Consider the following 19,650-nt stretch of genomic DNA (forward strand, 5'->3'; position numbering starts at 1 on the left):
CGGCATTATCTCTTTTCCAAAAGATATAAGTATTGGTTTTCCGCAGCGTCCTTTATAAGATCTGTTACAATCCAGCCTTTGCTGAAATAATGAGCAAAAGCATCTTTTGTGCTCTTTCTCCATTTCAGAGCCAATTCAAAATCCCGCTTTTTTATGTCCTGAAAATTCCCTGGGACCGGTATAAGAATTTTTTCATTATCATAGAATAAATTTACGTTTTCGGGGACAGCCAAACCATCAGCGACTCCTGTTTCTATTGCCCTTGGCAGAACTTCAAGAGAAAATTGGCGCAAAGGCCTTTCATCTTGAATTCGCCACTCCACTAGAAATCGGTCAGATGGTATGCCTGCATTCATATGGTCTGACATTTCACCATATGCATTTTCTATATATTGAGTGCATTCAGCCCCGAGCTTATGAAGATTGAGATTGGCATTTACGGTTTCAAGAGGGTCGTATGTCCAGGAAATGAGATCATAGCCTTTCTCAAGCGCTGTCTGTTTCTGAGCATTTTTTAGCTTTTCACCAATCCCCAATGCCCGGTACTCCGGGTGAATCCCCAGGCTGTGGGAGCAAAGATATACCTTTGTGCCGTCAAAGCCTGGAAAGCTGTATTGAAAACCGATCAGTTCCTCTCCCAGGAACGCGCCTAACACAAACCCTCCATTTTTAACCGTCGCCACTGTGTGATTAACCGGCACAGCTTCTTCCACACTCCATATTCTTGCTTCAAGTTCGTATACAGCTTCAAGATCCTTAACTGTGTGAAGGTTTTTAATGACCAGTGATGTTAATGCTTCTTGCTTCATAACCTTCCCCTTTCCCAGAAATTGCGATAAAATCCTAAAATATAATATGAGCTACAGCAGCTACAATCGGCAGCGTAATAATCGTACGGAGAAGGAAAATAAGAATTAAATCCTTTATGCTGACAGGGAGATTTGACCCTAGAAGCAGGCCGCCCATTTCAGACATGTAAACGAGCTGCGTTACAGAGACACAAGCAATGACAAATCTTGTCATTTCACTTTCAATGCCGCTGCCGATGACAGCCGGAAGGAACATGTCTGCAAATCCAACCACCATTGTCTGGGCCGCTTCTGCCGCTTCCGGAATTTGCATTAGAGCAAGGATTGGCTCAAACGGCTTGCCAAGAATCGAAAAAGCAGGGGTGAATTCAGCAATCACAAGGGCAACCGTTCCAATTGCCATAACAATTGGCAGAACTCCCATCCACATGTCTAAGACATTCTCAAAACCTTCTTTTACAACAGCGCCTGCACTATTATTTGTACGTGCTTTCTTAATAGCATTATTTAATCCCCATTTTACAGGTGTAGTATGTGAAGGAATAGAAGTTTCCTCCTTCATTACTGTCCCTTCATAAGCAGTATCAGCTTTTCTGGATAACGGCGGAATCCGCGGCATTACTACAGCTGCCACCAGACCAGCAAGGACAATGGTTAAATAGTAATGTATGAAATATTGCTCTAAATTCAAATATTGAATAATGACAATCGTAAACGTTATGGAAACAACCGAGAAGGTAGTTGCAACAACTGCCGCCTCCCGCTTTGTATAATATCCTTCTTCATATTGTTTTGTTGTTAACAGGACTCCAATTGTCCCATCACCTACCCATGATGCCAGACAATCAAGCGAAGAACGTCCCGGCAGCTTAAAAACAGGCCTCATAACTTTAATTAATAATGCACCAAAAAATTCGAGCAGGCCAAAATTTAATAAAAGCGGCAGCAATAAACCTGCCAGAAGAAATGTAGTAAACAGGATCGGAATTAGATCATAGATTAAGAGTGCACCCGTGTTCTCTGAAAATACTGGTTCCAGACCTATCTCAAATAAAGTAATAATAGCAAAAACTGTTCCAAGCAAACGGGCTGCTACCCAAAATTTACTCACATTTAGCAATTTGTTCAAATAGGGGCTGTTTAAGATAAAGCCCGGTTTAAAAATTACTGCTATCAGTGAACCAATAACTGATAGAGCCATTATAGTAACAGTAATCGCAGGTATTGAAGCACCCAGCAACCCGTTAATTTGATTTGCTAAATATGCAACCGGGATTGTAATCCCATCTTCTCCTTGAATCGGCACCATAAATAGTAAAACCCCGACCAGTGAAGGAATTAGAAATTTTAAATAGTCCCCGGCAGTATAGGATTCCGTATCCTCCTGCTGAATGAATTTCTTTGAAAGACTGCTCATGCGTTATTTCCCCCTTTTATTTTTATAATTTTAACTCCCCTGCTGTTCAGCTTTATTCAACAAATAACTTCTGATCAGCGTATAAGATTTCCAGTTCCTGCTGTCTTTTGGCAATCCTTTCACGATCCTGTTCATCGATACCCGCGATCAGCACTTCCAGTAAACAAATAACCGAAGCAATAGAATGATGTCCGGTATCCAGAAGTTCATCAGTAGTAAGTGTGACTGCAGCCATTTGTCCGATCGGCGAAAGCTGTCGATCTGTAATGGCAATTATCCTGGAGCCCTTCCTCTCAGCAAATGAAGCCAGCTTTATAGTTTCCTTTCGATAGCGAGGGAAAGAAAAAATGACAACTGCTGACTGTTCTGTCAAATCACACACATCCTCAGGTAGAAATCCATGAGGGCCTGTGATATAAACATTTACCCTCATTTGTTTAAGAGTGTAATAGAACCAGTATGCGGCCGCAAAAGAGCTGCCAAAACCCCCAATATAAACCCTGTCTGCCTGAATTAAGAGATCAATTGCTTTCCAAAGCTCTCTTTCATCAACCTGATCAAGCAATTGCCGAAGTATTTTCCTCTCTTGATCAATGACTCTCTTAAACAGGTTCTCTTTCGCTGCATTTATTATGTAAGAATCACGTTCATCTGCAGCATGCTGTTTCCCTGTCAGCCAGTCTTTTCTGATTTGTTCCTGCATTTGGGAAAAACCGCTGAACCCAAGTGCGTACGCAAGCCGAATGACCGTTGTCTCACTGACTCCTGCATTTCTTCCAACTTGAAATGCTGTTAACAACACCGCTTCATTAGCGTGCTCCATTATAAATTCAGCTGCTTTCCTCTGTCCTGGCGAGAGGGACGAATAGCTTTCTTTAATCATCTGGTTCATTGTTTTCTTATCCATGCCGGCTCCTCATGAATAGTGAAGGAAAAACTTCTTATGCAAAGTATAAAGCATGAAATGCTTCTTAAACAAGAAGTTTTCTACTATTCAAAATTATTTTTATTTACATTTTGTTTAGAAATTTATTCTTTTATGTGAAGGTAATCCTTCTTTTAGTAAATTTTAAAGGATGAAATACTTCTTTAGCAAGAGAAAGATGTATTTTTAAAAACGTAAATTTATTTTTATGCATAAAACCATACTAAGGTATTTCCTTATAGATGGATAACTTAAAAAATAATTATCAATGGAAATCCTTCGTTATCCTTAAACGTCTTAAACATTTTTACGCAAACGGTTGCATCATTTTCCTGCCCGTGTTATTTTAAGATAATAATAAAGCTAAATAGTATTTTCATAGAATAAATCCATGCATTCATCGAAATTTTTTCGTGAAATTATGGGAATGCTTTTTTAGCCCATCTAATGAAAGCCCATACAATAAGGGAGAGAAGAACAATGAAAAAATTATTTTCTTTTGATTTCTGGCAAAAGTTTGGGAAGGCATTACTTGTAGTAGTGGCCGTAATGCCAGCTGCAGGCATTATGATTTCACTTGGCAAGCTTGTTGGCATGACAGGTACTGACATAGCATTTGTGCAAGCGATTGCACGAGTTCTGGAGGATATCGGCTGGGCCATTATTACAAATCTTCATATCTTATTTGCAGTTGCAATTGGCGGTTCCTGGGCTAAGGAACGTGCAGGCGGAGCGTTTGCAGCTCTTATTGCTTTCATTCTGATAAATAGAATTACAGGCGCTATATTCGGTGTAAAGTCCGACATGTTAGGTAATTCCGAGGCCACGGTAAAATCCCTGTTTGGACAAGATCTCATTGTACCGGACTATTTCACTTCTGTTTTAGGCGCACCAGCATTAAATATGGGAGTATTCGTCGGGATTATCTCAGGTTTTCTTGGCGCAAATTTATTTAACAAGTATTATAACTATGATAAATTGCCAAATTCACTTTCCTTTTTTAATGGAAAGCGATTTGTACCCTTCACTGTAATCGGCGGCTCTGTTGCAGCAGCCTTGGTCTTATCAATTGTTTGGCCATTTATTCAAGGATTATTAAATGATTTCGGACAATGGATTGCTACATCACGGAATACAGCACCAGTTATCGCTCCATTTGTTTTTGGCGCACTGGAAAGATTGCTTCTTCCATTCGGATTGCACCATATGCTGACTGTACCAATTAATTATACAGAGCTCGGCGGAACTTACAAAATCCTGACAGGCTCTAATGCAGGTTCAACGGTCGCTGGACAAGATCCTCTATGGCTTGCATGGATTGCGGACCTGAATAACTTTTTGGCTGCAGGAGATACAGAAAGCTATAAGCAATTGCTGAATGACGTTACCCCTGCCCGCTTTAAAGTAGGCCAAATGATTCTGTCCGCTGCGGCCTTAATGGGAATTGCGCTTGCAATGTACCGCAATGTAGATCCTGAGAAAAAGAAGAAATACAAATCGATGTTCTTCTCCGCTGGTTTGGCAGTATTCTTAACTGGAGTAACAGAACCGATTGAATTTATGTTCATGTTTGCTGCTCCACTTCTTTATATCGTGTATGCAGTTATGACAGGTCTGGCATTTGCAGTCGTTGATATTATTAATATCCGTGTTCATTCTTTTGGCATCATTGAATTGATTACAAGAACACCAATGATTATAAAAGCTGGCTTATGGCTGGATCTTGTAAACTTTGTAATTGCGTGCCTTGTATTCTTCGGACTAAACTTTGGAGTTGCAAATTTTATGATCAGAAAATTCAACTTTCCTACACCAGGACGCAATGGAAACTATATCGAAGAAGAAAATACTGCTTCATCTTCTGATACTTCAGTCAAGAAAAATTCGCTGGCTCCTGTGTTAATCGAATTATTAGGCGGAAAAGAAAATATTGAAGATGTTGATGCCTGTATGACCCGCTTGCGTGTCACAGTCAAGGACACTTCATCAGTTGCTGGTGAACAGGACTGGAAGAGAAATGGAGCTTTAGGTCTTATCGTTAAAGACAAAGGCGTCCAGGCAATTTATGGACCAAAAGCAGATGTCCTTAAATCTGATATACAAGACCTTCTGGGAGCTTAACAATGAAATTATTAACTCTCAACTGTCACTCATGGCAGGAGGAACAGCAGCTCGAAAAAATTAAAATTCTTGCTGAGGCTATTAAAGAAAACCGCTATGATGTCATCGCTCTGCAGGAGGTCAGCCAGCATATCAAAGCCCCTTTGAAAGACGGCCATATCAGAGAAGATAATTATGCACTGCTGTTAATAGAAGAATTGAGAAAAATAGGTGTGGAAGATTACGTTTTCAAATGGGATTTTTCACATATTGGCTATGATATTTACGAAGAGGGTCTTGCAATATTGACAAAGCATGAAATAAAGGAGGATTTTTCCTTCTTTATTACCCAAAATAAAAACCAGGCACATTGGAAGACACGAAAAATTGTTGGTGTTAAATTAGTTTACAAAAACAGACCAATTACCTTTTATTCTTGTCACCTTGGCTGGTGGGATGATGAAGAGGAATCCTTTAAATTTCAGGCTGAATCTCTTCTTGCACATGCATCTAAAGATAAACCCGCCATTTTTATGGGTGATTTCAACAGCTCGGCGTATGTCCGCAATGAAGGTTATGACTTTCTCATAGGCAAAGGACTTTATGACACTTTTGAATTAGCAGACAAGAAGGATTCAGGAGTGACGGTTAAAGGCAAAATTGCCGGCTGGGACGAAAATAAACATGAGATGCGCATCGACTTGATTTTATCATCGTTTCCGATCCATCCAAAATATTCCCGAGTTATTTTTAATGGCCCAAACAAACCCATCATTTCCGATCATTATGGAGTGGAAATTGAAATTTAGCCATATGAAAATCCCTGACAATGGAATCAGGGATTTTCGTTATACCGTCAGCCTGTAAACCGGTTCGGAATGAAATGCCTGAAAAATCTCACCTGTCGGTTCAAAACCAACTTTCTCATATACACGAATAGCAGACTCGTTCTCCTTGATGACAGATAGGTAGATTTCAGCACACCCATATTTTTCTTTCATTTCCTCAATTACAAGTTTAATAGCCGGTATACCATAGCCTTTCCTCTGAAATTGATGTCCAAGCATCAGGCTGACAAGTTCATAGCGGTCATGCTCTTTATCCAGACCATGAGTCGCAAAGCCAATTAATGATTCACTATCGTATATAGCTTTACAGGTCCAGCCATTGACTGAAGCCAGAGCAATGAAAAAAGCATTCGAACCGACAAACCTTTCGAAAATTTGAAACTTCTTTTCCTGCTCTTCCTCAGATTTCAAATTAATAATCTCAAAAAAATTTTTCTCTGTAACAGGTTTCAACATCAAGTCCATTTCCGCTCCCTATCCTCTCGTTCTAAAATATTTACTAAGATAAGATTCGCAATTCCAGTCATAAATTCCTTTTGAAATAGAAAAAGCCTCCCTGCTTACTTAACACAGGGAGACTCTTGCTCATTATTTTTTTCACTTTTTTGTCAATCTGCCTAAAAGGAAAGCTCCTGCTGCTACACCAATCACAGTATTCGTTTTCTTAGTAAATACCTGCTTGGCAACAAGGTTTAAGTTCTGCGGCCGTTCTGCCAGGCGCCTCATGAAATAACCGTACCAGTCATGTCCAAAAGGAACATATGTGCAGAAATTATAGCCCTCACCAGCAAGCTTCAGCTGCATATCCTTGCGGAAGCCATAGAGCATTTGAAATTCAAATTTATCTTTAGGGATATTATTAGCCCTTACAAAATCTTTTACATGGTTAATTACATTATGGTCATGTGTTGCAATTGACGTGAATTTGCCATTAAGCAAATGCCATTCTATTAATTTTATAAAGTTAGCATCAATGTCATTTTTATCCTGATAAGCAATTTCTTCAGGCTCCTTGTAAGCACCTTTTACAATCCGCAGACGATAATCCTGATATTTCTTAAGGTCTTCTTCAGCATCAAGGAAATATGCCTGAATGACTGTACCGAAATTATTGTATTCCTTGGATAGTTCATCCAAAATGTCAAAGGAAGGCTGCAAACGCTTGGAGTCTTCCATATCCATATTCACAAAAATACCATAATGGTTTGCTCTCTCTACTATCTCCCTAACATTTTCAAGGCAGAAAGAGTAGTCAATATCAAGGCCTAATTGAGAAGGCTTTAAAGAGATATGTGCATCCACATGATTTTCATGAATGGCCTCTATCACTTCTATTATTTGTTTTTTCGCTTCTGCCGCCTCTTCTTTTTTATATACAAATTCCCCGAGGTTATCGACAGTACAAGAGATGCCATGATCGTTAAGCTCTTTTATGCTCTGAATAGCTTCTTCTAAATTTGTCCCAGCAACTACATTCTGCGCACCCAATTTCAATCCATATTTCTTTGCAGCGCTATTCAGAAATTCGTTCTGGGAAAGGCCTATAAACAGATCTTTCAACATAGAAATATCCCCTAACTCTTGTAATTTCACAATAAAATTATAGCATAGATTTTCAATAAAAATTATTTTGTGAATTTTTATATTTTAACGATTCCCTATCACTGTTTCGTTAAAACATTGCAGGAGTTCCCAGTCCAAAAGAAAAAATTTTTTGGAACAAAAAAATGTCCGGCTATCGGCAGCCAGACACTTTGAATATGATTCCGACTGGGTTCGAACCAGCGACCTCTACCCTGTCAAGGTAGCGCTCTCCCAGCTGAGCTACGGAATCGTTATGATTATTTCCCCGTATTGGGGACAATATAAAATATACTTCTTTCTAACATAAAAGTCAATACCTATATTTCATCCAGAAACTATCAGATTAAGAGCTTAATATCCAGATTACATTCCCTTTACAAATTCGGCTTTTGTGCCTTAAAGGTATCTTTTTATGACTATATGCTTTATAATGCCCTCTATATGATTCTTTTGTTAAATGAATCAGACTATACAGGGTTACGGAAGGAGAATTATTAATGAAGAAACTAATGTATCCCTTTTTACTAGTATTAATATCTGCCGTTTTAGCTGCTTGTGGAGCTGATGATGAAAGCAAGAGTGCAGATAAAAAAGAAGAACCTAAAACAGCGGAAACTGATCAGCAGGACCAGCAGAAGCAAATGGAAGAAATGCAAAAGAAAATGGACAAGCAAAAGCTTGATGAAGAAAAGACTGTTGCAGTAGTTAACGACCAGGAAATTCTTGGACGCGAATATAACAGTGTGCTTACTTCATCACAAATGATGTATCAGCAAATGGGACAAGATCCTACTACCAAGGATGCTGCAGAGAAAATTAAGAATCAGACACTTGACAGTTTAGTGGGCCAGACACTTCTTCTCCAGGAGGCTGATAAAAAAGGCTATAAAGCTTCTGATGAAGAAGTCAAAAAGCAGCTCGAAGAAACAAAAGGACAATTCAAGGATGATAAGGAATTCGAAACAGCAATGAAGCAGGCTGGCCTTAATCCCAATTCATTAGAAAAGGAAATTGCCAATAATATTAAATATACGAAATACATCGATGGCGAGATTAAACCTGAGAAAGTTACAGATGCTGAAATTCAAAAATTCTATGAAGAATATGCCAGCCAGGGTGGTGCTGAAGGACAGGAGCCCCCTAAATTGGAAGAAGTAAAACCACAGATCAAACAGCAGCTCGAACAGCAAAAACAGCAGGAAATGCTCGTTAAGCATGTAGAAGAATTGAAGAAAAATGCAAAAATTGATATTAAGGTATAAGTATCATTGAACAGCTCTCGTTATCGGGAGCTGTTTTTCTATGTTTCAAGATTTGTTTAATCATAATGGCACTTAATGGATATATTCTTCCCCTTGAGTAATTATTTAAATGCTGTAATATGTATTGGGGAGGATTCTACATGATTAAACACACTACATTGATTCAAATAATTGCAGGTTATTTAATTCTCACTCTCGGTGTTTCACTAATCATCTTATCCAGTCTTGGTGCAGGTGCCTGGGACACTGTTTATGTTGGACTTTTTAATCAGTTCGGTCTCACCATTGGAACATGGTCATTCCTGGTCACGGCTTCCCTTATATTTTTCAATGCCGTACTCTCTTGGGAAAAACCGCAGTTTAAATCATTCATTGGAACCATTTTAGCGAGTCTGGGGATCGATTTTTGGATGGAGCTTGTTTTTAGCAGCTTCACCGTTACACACTTTCCCTATCAGATACTTGCCTTCATTACTGGTATTATACTTCTGGGTTTCGGAGTATCTATCTATATCCGACCGCAATTATTCAGCGGCCCCATTGATGGATTAATGATCGCAACTGCCAAAAGGCTCAATATCAGCATGAAGACCGCACGTATTATTAATGAATTGTTAGCATTGGCCATTGGCCTTCTCTTAGGCGGTCCGGTCGGATTGGGTACTTTGTTTGTAGCCATCTTTTTAGGCTATGCCATACAATACGGGACTGTCCTTCTAAATCACTTAAAAGATAAGGGATTAAAGATTATTTAAAAGGCTTCATTAATGAAGTCTTTTTTTACGCGAACATTTATTCGCATTCTACTTGATTAAGAACGTGCGTTCGTTTATAATGTAAATAAAAGTAAGGAGGGATTTCTCTATGAAAGGAATTCTTTATCGAGCTATGGAAGAGAGAAAGCCTGTGGAAATCATTTATCTCTCCAAACGCAATTCATTTACACAAAGAAAAATTTTAATCAAAGAACTTCGAGGCAGCACGATATTAGCCTATTGTTTATATAGAAAACAAATGCGCATCTTCAACTTGAACCATATCATGTCCATTTTGCCCGAAAAGAAAGCTCGCCAGATCAGCTAAAAGACCAGTTCACTTCAATCATCAAGCCTGTATTTCACAGAAGAAGTACGGCTTTTTATTTTGCCTCCTTCCCGATTATCGGCCATAGCGGCCAAGAAGCCTGACAGACCCAGCAGCAGAAGCAAAAAGGAAGGATCTCATTGAGCATCCTTCCTTTTTTTATATTTTTATTTTTTGTGCTTCGGGAACTGTCTGGCTCTAGCAAGTGAGTTTTTTTATTAAGTTAAGCTGTTTGCGGCTTGGCCTGATCGTCTTTTTTTATGAAAACCTGCAATGCAATCAACAGGATAAAGATACCTAATCCTACAATATCAGTAACCCCTTCAGGGTAAATTAGGAGCAGGCCTCCTACAATTCCCAGCAGCCTTTCAAAAATATTTAACTTGCGAAGCCAGTAGCCAATTACGCCAGCTCCAATTGCCATCATACCTGCCAAAGCGGTGAATACTACCCAGATTAAGTAATACCAGGTTGTATCGATCATTAATAACTCCGGTGACAGGACAAACATGTATGGGATAATAAAAGCCCCAATGGCAAGCTTGGATGCTGTTACTCCTGTCTTTATCGGATCTCCTCCGGATACACCAGCTGCCGCAAATGCTGCAAGAGCAACTGGAGGTGTGACATCTGCCACAATACCGAAATAGAACACAAATAAGTGAGCAGATAAATCAGGTACGCCCAGAAGGATGATTGCTGGGGCAGCTATTGTTGATGTGATAACATAGTTTGCCGTTGTTGGTGATCCCATACCAAGGATAATTGCTGCAACCATTGTCAGCATCAAAGTTGGGATCAACAGCCCGCCGGAAAGATCAAGCAGGCCATTCGCCATCTTTAATCCAAGCCCTGTCTTTACAACTACACCAACAATAATACCTGCCGCAGCTGTTGCTGCAGCAACGCCCAAAGCCGTACGTGCACCATCAACTAAAGCATCGATAGCATCTCTGAATCCAATACGCGTTTCTTTGCTAATCATACTTACTGCAACCGTAATGACAATTGACCAGAGAGCAGCACGTATTACGCTCATTCCGCTCATTAGCAGGATGATAACTGCTAAAATCGGCAACAGCAGATAAATCTTCTTCATTACTTCTTTGCGGTTAGGCATCTCTTCATCTTTCAGACCTCTAAGACCTACACGTTTCGCTTCGAAGTGAGTCATGATCCAGACTCCTGCAAAATATAGAAGTGCAGGAATTGCAGCTGCCTTTGCAATATCCCAGTATGTAATGCCGCCGCCAATAAACTCAACCATCAGGAATGCAGCAGCACCCATGATTGGAGGCATAATCTGGCCGCCGGTTGATGCAGTCGCTTCAACTGCGCCAGCGAATTCTTTCTTGTAGCCAAGCTTTTTCATCATAGGGATGGTAAAAGAGCCTGAAGTTACTACATTAGCTACAGAACTTCCGCTAATTGTTCCCTGTAGTGCACTTGAGAAAATGGCAACCTTCGCCGGTCCGCCAGTTCTCTTTCCGGCGATGGATACGGCCAAATCATTAAAATACTGGCCTACCCCCGTTTTTACAAGGAATGAACCAAATAACAAGAATAGAAATATAAACGTAGCAGATACGCCTAGAGGGGTACCCAGGATTCCCTCGGTAGTAAAGAACATGGTCTGCACCAATCTTTCTAAATCAAGACCGCGGTGCGCCAAAAAGGCCGGCATATATGGCCCGAACATTGCATAGGCAAGAAAAATGACGGCAATAATGGTTATTGGAAGTCCAACCGCGCGCCTTGTCGCTTCCAGAACCAGAAGAACTGCAATTAGACCTACATAAAAATCGATCTCGGTCAGACGGCCGGCCCTCATGACAATTTCATCAATAAAAAGTGGCCAATAAGCTCCTACAGCAATACCCAGTATAGCTAAAATGATGTCGTACCAGGCAACTTTATGCTTTCTTCCCCTATCTTTCTTCCTTGCAGGGAATAACAGAAATATTAGGGCTAATGCAAAACCTAAATGAATCGAACGCTGCAGCTGGGCTGTAAGCATCCCGAAAACCCCTGTATATAAATGGAACAGTGAAAATGCTAAAAGCCCAAAAAAGACGATCCAGCCTAATACTCCTCCTAATTTCCTTGTACCAGCCTCTGGATCGTATTTTTCCAGCAATTTCTGCTGTTCCTCAAGAGATAATGTTTCCCCTTTATTTTCCAAGGATATTCACTCCTTTCAACACCTCGATTAAGTTTATCTTTTTTGCCTTTATTCGTACCCATGTACCAGGTTCGATATAATCTGTAAGGACATATTCTTCACCTTGCAGAATCAATCTGTGATTCGCTCTGACCTTACCCAGCCTTAAGTCAAATGAAGGAAAGATCCTTTTCATATTCTTAATATAATATTTGCCGTTCTTTTGTTCAAATTCCTCTCCATCTGCAGCATTTTCTGGCATACCGATGGCAAAATCCTCATACATGAGTTCGAACAATTTAATATTTCCATCTCCGGTTATAGTGTAGCTTTCTACAACATCTGTAAGGTGGATGGAATGTGTATACTTTATATTAAATGTTCTGTCCTCTTTAATCGGGAAATAAGCAATCACCTTTCCTTTGTTTTGATACTCAAAAACAACTGCCTGCTTAATGGGTATGAAGAACATGATTGCGATGGTTATGATTACGAGGAGTGCCAGGACCGCCTTTTTATCCCCTGGCTTATTAAAGTTCATGAAACCTCCACCTAAAAAAATTTGTCAGCTTTTACAATTGATTGCCACTTCATTTTAAAAATTAATTGACCGGCGCAATAACCTTATCAGGTTTTTTACAGCCGGCCAAATTTCATCATTTGATTATGTTAGTGAAAGATTATTCAGCTTTAAAGCCTTTTTCGTCAAAGTACTTTTTAGCACCAGGGTGCAGTTCAATACCAGTACCTTTAACAGCATTTTCAGCCTTAATCATTTTACCTTTGGCATGTGTAACTTTGTCAAGGTTCTCAAAGATTGCTTTCGTAACATCGTAAACTACATCCTCTGAAAGGTCATTTGAAACAACAAGCATTGCCTGTACAGCTACTGTCGGCGCAGCTTCCGCAAGCTTATATGTTCCAGATGGCACTTCATCCTGTACATAGTAAGGATATTTCTTAATTAATGCATCGATTTTATCCTGCTCAATCGGAACAATCACAACATCTTCAGTTGCAGAAAGTCCTTCTACTGCACCTGTTGGTGTTCCTGCTGTAACAAATGCAGCGTCAATAGTGCCATCCTGGATTCCGGCAGTCGACTCATCAAAAGAAAGATCCTGTTTTTGAATGTCATCCAATTTGATTCCATGCACTTCAAGGATCTGTTCTGCATTAGCAGCAGTTCCTGAACCAGGTGCTCCGATTGAAACTTTTTTGCCTTTTAAGTCTTCAACTGATTTAATGCCGGATTTTGCAGTAGTAACGATCTGGATCGTTTCAGGATAAAGCGTGCCAATTGCACTCACATTATCCACTGCTGCACCTTCAAACATTAATTTACCTTCTTGCGCATATGAAGCAATGTCAGTTTGAGAGAATGCAATCTCTGCATTGCCATCTTTCAATGTGTTCATGTTCTCTGCAGATGCACCTGATACTTCAGCATTTGTATCAATGCCTGTAGCATCAGAAATAATCTCAGCGAATGATCCGCCTAGCGGATAGTATGTACCGCCTGTTCCACCAGTCACGATGCTCATGAATTTTGGCTTTTCTGCGCCGCCTTCTCCATCTCCGCCGCCTTCATCTTTTCCGCCGCCGCAGGCTGCAAGAACCATAGAAAGCGCTAACAGCAGAGCTGTGGCTAGGAATATACTTCTTTTTTTCATCCTATTTCCCCCTTTTAAAGATTAGATTTTATCAATTATATACTAACATAAACCTTATTAGAATTGTCAAATGATTCCTAGCTGCTTTAAGATACGGAAATTTACTTACTCCAATAATTTGCATCCCGATCTATGAATGAGAATGCAAGTAAAAAGCAATTCCTATATATATATGATAAAATCATCATGTAAACTCTTACATAAAGACTAAACGGAGGAACAGACATTATGGATTACCCTAGAGGATCAATACAGGATATCAGGATTCAAAGCAAAGAATTGGGTGAAGAAGTTGAACTCCTCATTTATTTGCCCGCTTCCTTTTCACCTTTATATAAATACACTGTTGTTATAGCCCAGGACGGGAAAGATTACTTCCAGCTGGGAAGAGCCGGGCGCATCGCGGATGAATTATTAAATGAAAAAGAAATCGAAAATATCATCATTGTTGGTGTCCCTTATAAAAACGTCAAGGATAGATGGAAGAAATATCATCCGGACGGTGAACAGCATAATGCATATATCCGTTTTCTTGCACATGAACTGGTTCCATACCTTGACAATGAATTCCCTACTTATCAAATGGGAATGGGACGGGCACTTATGGGAGATTCCCTTGCAGCAACTGTTTCCTTAATGGCGGCCCTTCAATACCCTAATACTTTCGGAAGACTAATTCTTCAATCACCTTATGTTGATAACTCCGTTACAGAAGCAGTAGAGGAATTTACCCAGCCTCACCTTCTTAATATTTATCATGTTATCGGGAAAGGCGAGACATCTGTAAAAACCACAGGAGGAGAAGAAAAAGATTTTCTTACTCCAAACCGGGATCTTTCCAATTTGTTTAAGCAAAAGCAATTTCCTTACTTCTATGATGAATTCGAGGGAAATCATACATGGACATACTGGCAGCCTGATTTAAAAAGGGCATTAAAGTATATGTTTTAACTGGAAATTGAGTGAAAAGAACTATTCTTCCGCAATAAAAAGATTACCAAAGCTCACTGCTTTTTAATGTAAAAAAAGGTATAATTATATAATGAATTTAGAAAATTTGCTATAATAGTTCAACAAAGTGTTTTTCATTTAAGTTTAGCCTGCAAATTATAAAAATTATTAATAAACATGGAGGTTGTTGTATGGAGACTAATTACGGCATCGTTATTTTCCCGTCAAAAAAGCTGCAGGATTTGGCTAATTCTTATAGAAAGCGGTATGATCCGCATTATGCTCTAATTTCTCCGCATATAACTTTAAGATCGCGCTTTGAAGCATCTGAAGAAGAAATAAAGCGGCTGACAGAAACACTTTATGGAATAGCTAAAAAACACGATCCCTTTCAAATAAACGCATCAAAAATCAGCTCCTTCCAGCCTGTCAACAATGTAATTTATTTCAAAATTGAGCCTTCAATCCAGCTCGAAGAGTTACATGTTGAACTGAATGATTATATTAGCGGAGAAGCACCTGAATATAATTTTGTCCCTCATATTACCATCGGGCAAAAACTCTCCAATGATGAGCATTCAGATGTGTATGGAAGCTTAAGAATGCAGCCGGTGAATCATGAAGAGGTGGTCGATCGTTTTCATCTTCTGTATCAGCTGGAAAACGGATCTTGGACCGTATATGAAACATTCAGGCTAGGGAAGGAATAGTAAAATGGAAGTAAAAGTTGTATCATCTGAGCAAGAATTGCAAGATGCATTCTCAGTAAGGAAACACGTTTTCGTCAGCGAGCAAAATGTTCCCGAAGAAGAGGAAATCGATCAGTTCGAGGACGAAGCAGTCCATTTTGTTCTATATTATAATGGCATGCCTGCAGGTGCCGGAAGGTTTCGCACCGTAGACGGCAATGGAAAAGTGGAAAGAATTTGCGTATTAAAGGAGCACCGCAAGAGCGGATCCGGAAAAGCAATAATGGAAAAAATTGAGGAACATGCTATGAAACAAGGATTGCCTTCCTTAAAATTAAATGCCCAGACTCAGGCTATTCCTTTTTATGAAAAGCTGGGCTATCAGGTAATCTCAGAAGAATTTATGGATGCCGGAATCCCGCACCGTACAATGAAGAAAACGATATAGCGGACAAGCTCCTGCCATGTTGGCGGGAGCTTTTTTTAGATGCTCATCTCAGACAAAACGCGATAGAAGCTGCGTTGAAACTTATATGCAATAATTTTGGGCTTTCAGCAAACACTATTTGGGATACAGCATTCTAAGGAGTGGTTTGAATGGAATATTTACACATCTTAAGTGTACTTGTGGTAGGATATATTTTCTTGTTTATTATGGCTAAACTCCTGGGGAAAACACAAATTACACAGATTACTCCATTTGATTTTATCTCAGCCATCGTGTTAGGCGAGCTGGTTGGCAATGCCCTGTACGATCAGGAAACTGGGATACCCGAAATTTTCTTTGCTGTTGCAGTATGGGGAATTCTCATTTACGCAACTGAAATACTTACTCAGAAATATAAACGGGCACGCAAGCTTCTTGAAGGTGAGCCCTCTATTGTTATTAAAAAAGGGAAAATTATCTATGAAGAATTGAAGAAAAATCATCTCGACATTAATCAGCTGCAGCACCTCCTCCGATCAAAGGATGTTTTTTCAATCAGGGAATGTGAATATGCCATTCTGGAAACGGATGGAACAGTCAGCGCATTAAAAAAACCGCTTTTCGCGGCACCAACCATTCAGGATTTGAATCTCCCAATAAATAAAGTTGAACTTCCTGTAACAGTTATTTTAGACGGAGAGGTGGTTTGGGATAATCTTAAAAGCATTAATTGGGATGAAACAATACTTAAGAATGAAATTAAAAAATTAGGAGCGAGCGGTGTCAAAGATGTTCTGTACGCTGAATGGAAAAAAGGAGAGGCCTTGCACGTGCAAACGTACTAAGCCTCTCCTTCTATTAGATAACTAGCTCATGTTTCGGCTTTCTTAAATGCATTCACTAATAAAACGCCCTTTTCCTGTCAGCTCTCCATATGTTTGTTCTGCTTTTTTACTAATGGTCCGAGTTTGGGCTTCTGCCCTCTCCTGAGTATTTGATTTAGTTAATCTTCTTTGCATATCAAGGGGAAGTTCGTGACGGAAGGCTTTTGCATTGGATTGTGCTGATATCCTGGCAACTGGCACGAACCGGAACGGATCATACTTTGTGCCAATCTCTCTTTCTGCATACTGATTATATTGATATGAAGTTACAGGCAGAATGTAGCCCATGAATACTCCCCTTTCAATTATGTATTTATCTGATTAATAAGAGAATACGTATCTGAATTTGATTTTATGTACCCGTTTCCATGAAATTTTAAACAGAAAAGCACTTTTGAATCCTTTACCGGTTTGTTATGATTAAATTTGTCTTGTTGTAAAAAAAAATAATATTGTTAAACTCGGCAATTTATATATAATGGGGTATTTTTTATGAAAACAGCAAAGTTACATAATAAGACTGTGAATCTGGAACACTTGAACAGAGAGAGTTTTCAGCATATTTATGAGGAAGGCAAAAAAGGAAAGCTGTGCTGCCCTGATTGCGGAGCTTCTGTCCGTTTGTATTTGGGAATTCTGGATGAACCTCATTTTTATCATATTCAGCAAAGCAGCAGAACGTGCAAAGATATAATTCTTAACCCCGAATCAGTCCAGACGGAGACTGAAGAATATATAGAAAGAAATGGATTCAAAATTCCTGTTTCAAGGTCAATTGCTTCAGCTGCAGTAAAAGAAATCGAATCAGCCTTTAAAAAAGCTCAGCCGGTAAAAAATATCCCTCTCTATATTCAAGAAGGCACTGCCAGCCCCAGTTTCCCTGATGAATACCTTAAGTCTCTTTCACAAGCAGGTGTCTTTTTGGATAAAAAGCAGGCTGCGGCTGTGTCTCATCTAGATGGGCCACTGCTCGTTCTGGCAGGTGCAGGCAGCGGCAAAACCCGTGTTTTAACAACACGGACTGCTTTTATGCTTCGCGAGAAAAATATCGACCCTAAATCAATAATGCTCGTTACATTTACAGCTAAGGCTGCGGCTGAAATGAAGGAGCGCCTTACCCATTACCCTGGAATGGATGCCCGAAAGGTCAGGCAAATCGTTTCGGGCACTTTTCACAGCTTATTTTATCGGATCCTTTCTTTCCACAATCCGGAAAAATGGTCTTCAGGCAGGCTGCTTAATAAAGAATGGCAGCGGGAACAGATTATTAAAGAATCCAGCAAAGACTTAAAGCTCGATGAAAAGGAATTTGCCTTTGACATTGCCCTCCAGCAAATCAGCTATTGGAAAAATTCTCTTATCATACCTGGCAAGGTTAACCCAAAGAATGATTGGGAGGAACAAACCGCGATTCTTTATCAAAGGTATGAACAAACAAAAACAAAAAGGGAATTATTTGATTTTGATGATATGCTCACAGGCTGCCATGCCCTTTTTATAGAAGAACCTGAGATTCTTGAACAATATCAAAATCGATTTCATTATTTCCTGATTGATGAGTTTCAGGATATTAATAATGTTCAATATGAGCTAATAAAAATGCTGTCTGATAAAACCAAAAATGTCTGTGCAGTGGGGGACGATGATCAATCTATATATGCCTTCAGAGGAAGTGATCCCCAATATCTTTTAGATTTTGAAAAAGATTTCCCTGATGCTAAGGTAATTACATTGAATCAGAATTACCGCTCTGCTCATGAGATTGTATCAGCTGCAAACCAAATCATTTCTCTAAATAAATATAGACGTCCAAAAAGCATGAGTGCTCAATTTTCCGGTGGACAGCAGCCCTTCCTCTTTTTTCCTTATGATGAGGAAGAAGAAGCTACGATGATCCTGACTGATATCCAGGAAAAAGTTGAGGATGGGTATGAACCGCGGGATTTTGCAGTACTATTCCGTACCCATACCGGGAGCAGAGCCATTTTTGAGCGGCTGGCCAATTCGAGCCTTCCATTTAAATTGGATCAGGATGCCGAATCATTTTATGATCGGTTTATTGTTCGAAGCATGCTTGCTTTTCTAAAGCTATCGATAAATGAGGATGACCAGAATGCTTTGAAAGATATGCTCCCGTCTCTGTTTATTAAACAATCCGTCCTGCAGGATATTAAGGCAGAAAGCATCCTGCAGGATTGCTCATTGCTGGAAAGCCTGAAGTTTATAAAAACAGGCTTTGCTTTTCAGGAAAGCAAATTAAAAAAAGTGATCCCTGTTACCAGATCAATCACAGGGATTAGTCCCATCACCGCAATTGAAACGGTTGAAAAAGAATTGGGATTCCAGGACTTTATAAAAAAACGAGGCAATGAAGGCAATAAAATGGATAAAGGCTCTGATGATATTAAAGATTTGAAGGTCGCTGCGCGTAATTTCCAGTCTCTTCATGAGTTTCTGGAGCATACTGAACATATGAAAGCCATGAACAAAGAAATCAAGCGCCTCAGCAGGAATAATGATAATGCCATTACATTAAGCACTATCCACCGTGCAAAAGGGCTTGAATATAATGTGGTATATGTGGCCGGTGCAGCAGAAGGAAACCTCCCGCATGATCATGCACTGGAAGCTTACCGTTCAGGTGAGTCTGCCCCCTTAGAGGAAGAACGAAGATTAATGTACGTTGCCGTAACAAGAGCCAGGAAGGACTTGTATATTTCTGTGCCGGAAAAAAGGCGCGGACGGAAGGCATATCCATCAAGGTTCCTTGCCCCCATCACAAGAAGCGGCAGAAACAAAGGCGAAAAATAAACAGAAGACCTGGCTGCAACCCGGCC

General features: G+C 39.7%; 19 protein-coding genes and 1 tRNA gene. 10 read left to right on the plus strand and 10 right to left on the minus strand.

The window, feature by feature from the left end:
- Positions 1 to 5: 5 nt before the first annotated feature.
- Genes NYE23_RS13535 through NYE23_RS13545 form a run of 3 tightly spaced genes read right to left on the minus strand, consistent with a single transcriptional unit; the run spans position 6 to position 3,133 of the window.
- A complete protein-coding gene (locus NYE23_RS13535; protein ID WP_341078583.1) occupies positions 6 to 809 on the minus strand; it encodes a GNAT family N-acetyltransferase in 804 nt (267 codons plus the stop codon).
- 34 nt (positions 810 to 843) lie between these two features.
- Positions 844 to 2,226 (minus strand): YjiH family protein, encoded by a 1,383-nt coding sequence (locus tag NYE23_RS13540; protein WP_341078584.1) that lies wholly within the window; start codon positions 2,224 to 2,226, stop codon positions 844 to 846.
- Positions 2,227 to 2,278: 52 nt separating this feature from the next.
- Entirely contained in the window at positions 2,279 to 3,133 is an 855-nt protein-coding gene (locus NYE23_RS13545) for a MurR/RpiR family transcriptional regulator (protein ID WP_341078587.1), read from the minus strand.
- A 498-nt stretch (positions 3,134 to 3,631) separates the two neighbouring features.
- Between NYE23_RS13545 and NYE23_RS13550 the strand changes: the two genes are divergently transcribed.
- Positions 3,632 to 5,272, plus strand: coding sequence for a PTS transporter subunit IIBC (locus tag NYE23_RS13550; protein ID WP_341078589.1), 1,641 nt, complete (start codon positions 3,632 to 3,634; stop codon positions 5,270 to 5,272).
- A 2-nt stretch (positions 5,273 to 5,274) separates the two neighbouring features.
- Positions 5,275 to 6,060, plus strand: coding sequence for an endonuclease/exonuclease/phosphatase family protein (locus tag NYE23_RS13555; RefSeq protein WP_341078590.1), 786 nt, complete (start codon positions 5,275 to 5,277; stop codon positions 6,058 to 6,060).
- A gap of 39 nt (positions 6,061 to 6,099) precedes the next feature.
- On the opposite strand, the gene NYE23_RS13560 is transcribed toward NYE23_RS13555, so the two are convergent.
- From NYE23_RS13560 to NYE23_RS13570, 3 genes are all read right to left on the minus strand, one after another.
- Positions 6,100 to 6,564, minus strand: a complete 465-nt coding sequence (locus NYE23_RS13560; protein ID WP_341078591.1) for a GNAT family N-acetyltransferase — start codon at positions 6,562 to 6,564, stop codon at positions 6,100 to 6,102.
- A 132-nt stretch (positions 6,565 to 6,696) separates the two neighbouring features.
- Complete coding sequence (locus NYE23_RS13565; protein WP_341078592.1) at positions 6,697 to 7,662, minus strand: proline dehydrogenase family protein; 966 nt, start codon at positions 7,660 to 7,662, stop codon at positions 6,697 to 6,699.
- Positions 7,663 to 7,860: 198 nt separating this feature from the next.
- A tRNA-Val gene (locus NYE23_RS13570) sits at positions 7,861 to 7,933 on the minus strand.
- 247 nt (positions 7,934 to 8,180) lie between these two features.
- On the opposite strand from NYE23_RS13570, the gene NYE23_RS13575 reads away from it, so the two are divergent.
- From NYE23_RS13575 to NYE23_RS13585, 3 genes are all read left to right on the plus strand, one after another.
- A complete protein-coding gene (locus NYE23_RS13575; RefSeq protein WP_341078594.1) occupies positions 8,181 to 8,945 on the plus strand; it encodes a SurA N-terminal domain-containing protein in 765 nt (254 codons plus the stop codon).
- Between the two features lie 140 nt (positions 8,946 to 9,085).
- Positions 9,086 to 9,700 (plus strand): YczE/YyaS/YitT family protein, encoded by a 615-nt coding sequence (locus tag NYE23_RS13580; protein WP_341078595.1) that lies wholly within the window; start codon positions 9,086 to 9,088, stop codon positions 9,698 to 9,700.
- Positions 9,701 to 9,809: 109 nt separating this feature from the next.
- Positions 9,810 to 10,028 carry a hypothetical protein gene (locus NYE23_RS13585; RefSeq protein ID WP_035327332.1) on the plus strand — a complete coding sequence of 73 codons (219 nt, stop codon included), beginning with the start codon at positions 9,810 to 9,812 and terminating at the stop codon, positions 10,026 to 10,028.
- Between the two features lie 223 nt (positions 10,029 to 10,251).
- Here NYE23_RS13585 and NYE23_RS13590 read toward each other — a convergent pair whose 3' ends face one another.
- From NYE23_RS13590 to NYE23_RS13600, 3 genes are all read right to left on the minus strand, one after another.
- Positions 10,252 to 12,210 carry a TRAP transporter permease gene (locus tag NYE23_RS13590; RefSeq protein ID WP_341078596.1) on the minus strand — a complete coding sequence of 653 codons (1,959 nt, stop codon included), beginning with the start codon at positions 12,208 to 12,210 and terminating at the stop codon, positions 10,252 to 10,254.
- Positions 12,200 to 12,730 carry a DUF1850 domain-containing protein gene (locus NYE23_RS13595; protein WP_341078598.1) on the minus strand — a complete coding sequence of 177 codons (531 nt, stop codon included), beginning with the start codon at positions 12,728 to 12,730 and terminating at the stop codon, positions 12,200 to 12,202. The genes NYE23_RS13590 and NYE23_RS13595 overlap by 11 nt, the downstream gene beginning before the upstream one ends.
- A gap of 139 nt (positions 12,731 to 12,869) precedes the next feature.
- Positions 12,870 to 13,862: a TAXI family TRAP transporter solute-binding subunit gene (locus NYE23_RS13600; protein WP_341078600.1), complete on the minus strand. Its 993-nt coding sequence runs from the start codon at positions 13,860 to 13,862 to the stop codon at positions 12,870 to 12,872.
- A gap of 228 nt (positions 13,863 to 14,090) precedes the next feature.
- On the opposite strand from NYE23_RS13600, the gene NYE23_RS13605 reads away from it, so the two are divergent.
- The 4 genes from NYE23_RS13605 (at position 14,091) to NYE23_RS13620 (ending at position 16,774) form a co-directional block, all read left to right on the plus strand.
- Positions 14,091 to 14,813, plus strand: a complete 723-nt coding sequence (locus tag NYE23_RS13605) for an alpha/beta hydrolase (RefSeq protein WP_341078604.1) — start codon at positions 14,091 to 14,093, stop codon at positions 14,811 to 14,813.
- Positions 14,814 to 15,004: 191 nt separating this feature from the next.
- Entirely contained in the window at positions 15,005 to 15,523 is a 519-nt protein-coding gene (locus tag NYE23_RS13610) for a YjcG family protein (RefSeq protein WP_341078607.1), read from the plus strand.
- Between the two features lie 4 nt (positions 15,524 to 15,527).
- Positions 15,528 to 15,950 (plus strand): GNAT family N-acetyltransferase, encoded by a 423-nt coding sequence (locus NYE23_RS13615; protein ID WP_341078609.1) that lies wholly within the window; start codon positions 15,528 to 15,530, stop codon positions 15,948 to 15,950.
- A gap of 149 nt (positions 15,951 to 16,099) precedes the next feature.
- Positions 16,100 to 16,774 (plus strand): DUF421 domain-containing protein, encoded by a 675-nt coding sequence (locus NYE23_RS13620; RefSeq protein ID WP_341078610.1) that lies wholly within the window; start codon positions 16,100 to 16,102, stop codon positions 16,772 to 16,774.
- Positions 16,775 to 16,816: 42 nt separating this feature from the next.
- Here NYE23_RS13620 and NYE23_RS13625 read toward each other — a convergent pair whose 3' ends face one another.
- The gene (locus tag NYE23_RS13625; RefSeq protein WP_341078611.1) at positions 16,817 to 17,101 is read right to left on the minus strand and encodes a hypothetical protein; all 285 of its coding nucleotides are present in this window, start codon (positions 17,099 to 17,101) and stop codon (positions 16,817 to 16,819) included.
- 204 nt (positions 17,102 to 17,305) lie between these two features.
- On the opposite strand from NYE23_RS13625, the gene NYE23_RS13630 reads away from it, so the two are divergent.
- The gene (locus tag NYE23_RS13630) at positions 17,306 to 19,624 is read left to right on the plus strand and encodes an ATP-dependent helicase (protein ID WP_341078612.1); all 2,319 of its coding nucleotides are present in this window, start codon (positions 17,306 to 17,308) and stop codon (positions 19,622 to 19,624) included.
- Positions 19,625 to 19,650 lie beyond the last annotated feature (26 nt).

The organism is Cytobacillus sp. FSL H8-0458, from assembly GCF_038002165.1.
In the GTDB taxonomy this organism is placed as follows: Bacteria; Bacillota; Bacilli; order Bacillales; family Cytobacillaceae; genus Cytobacillus.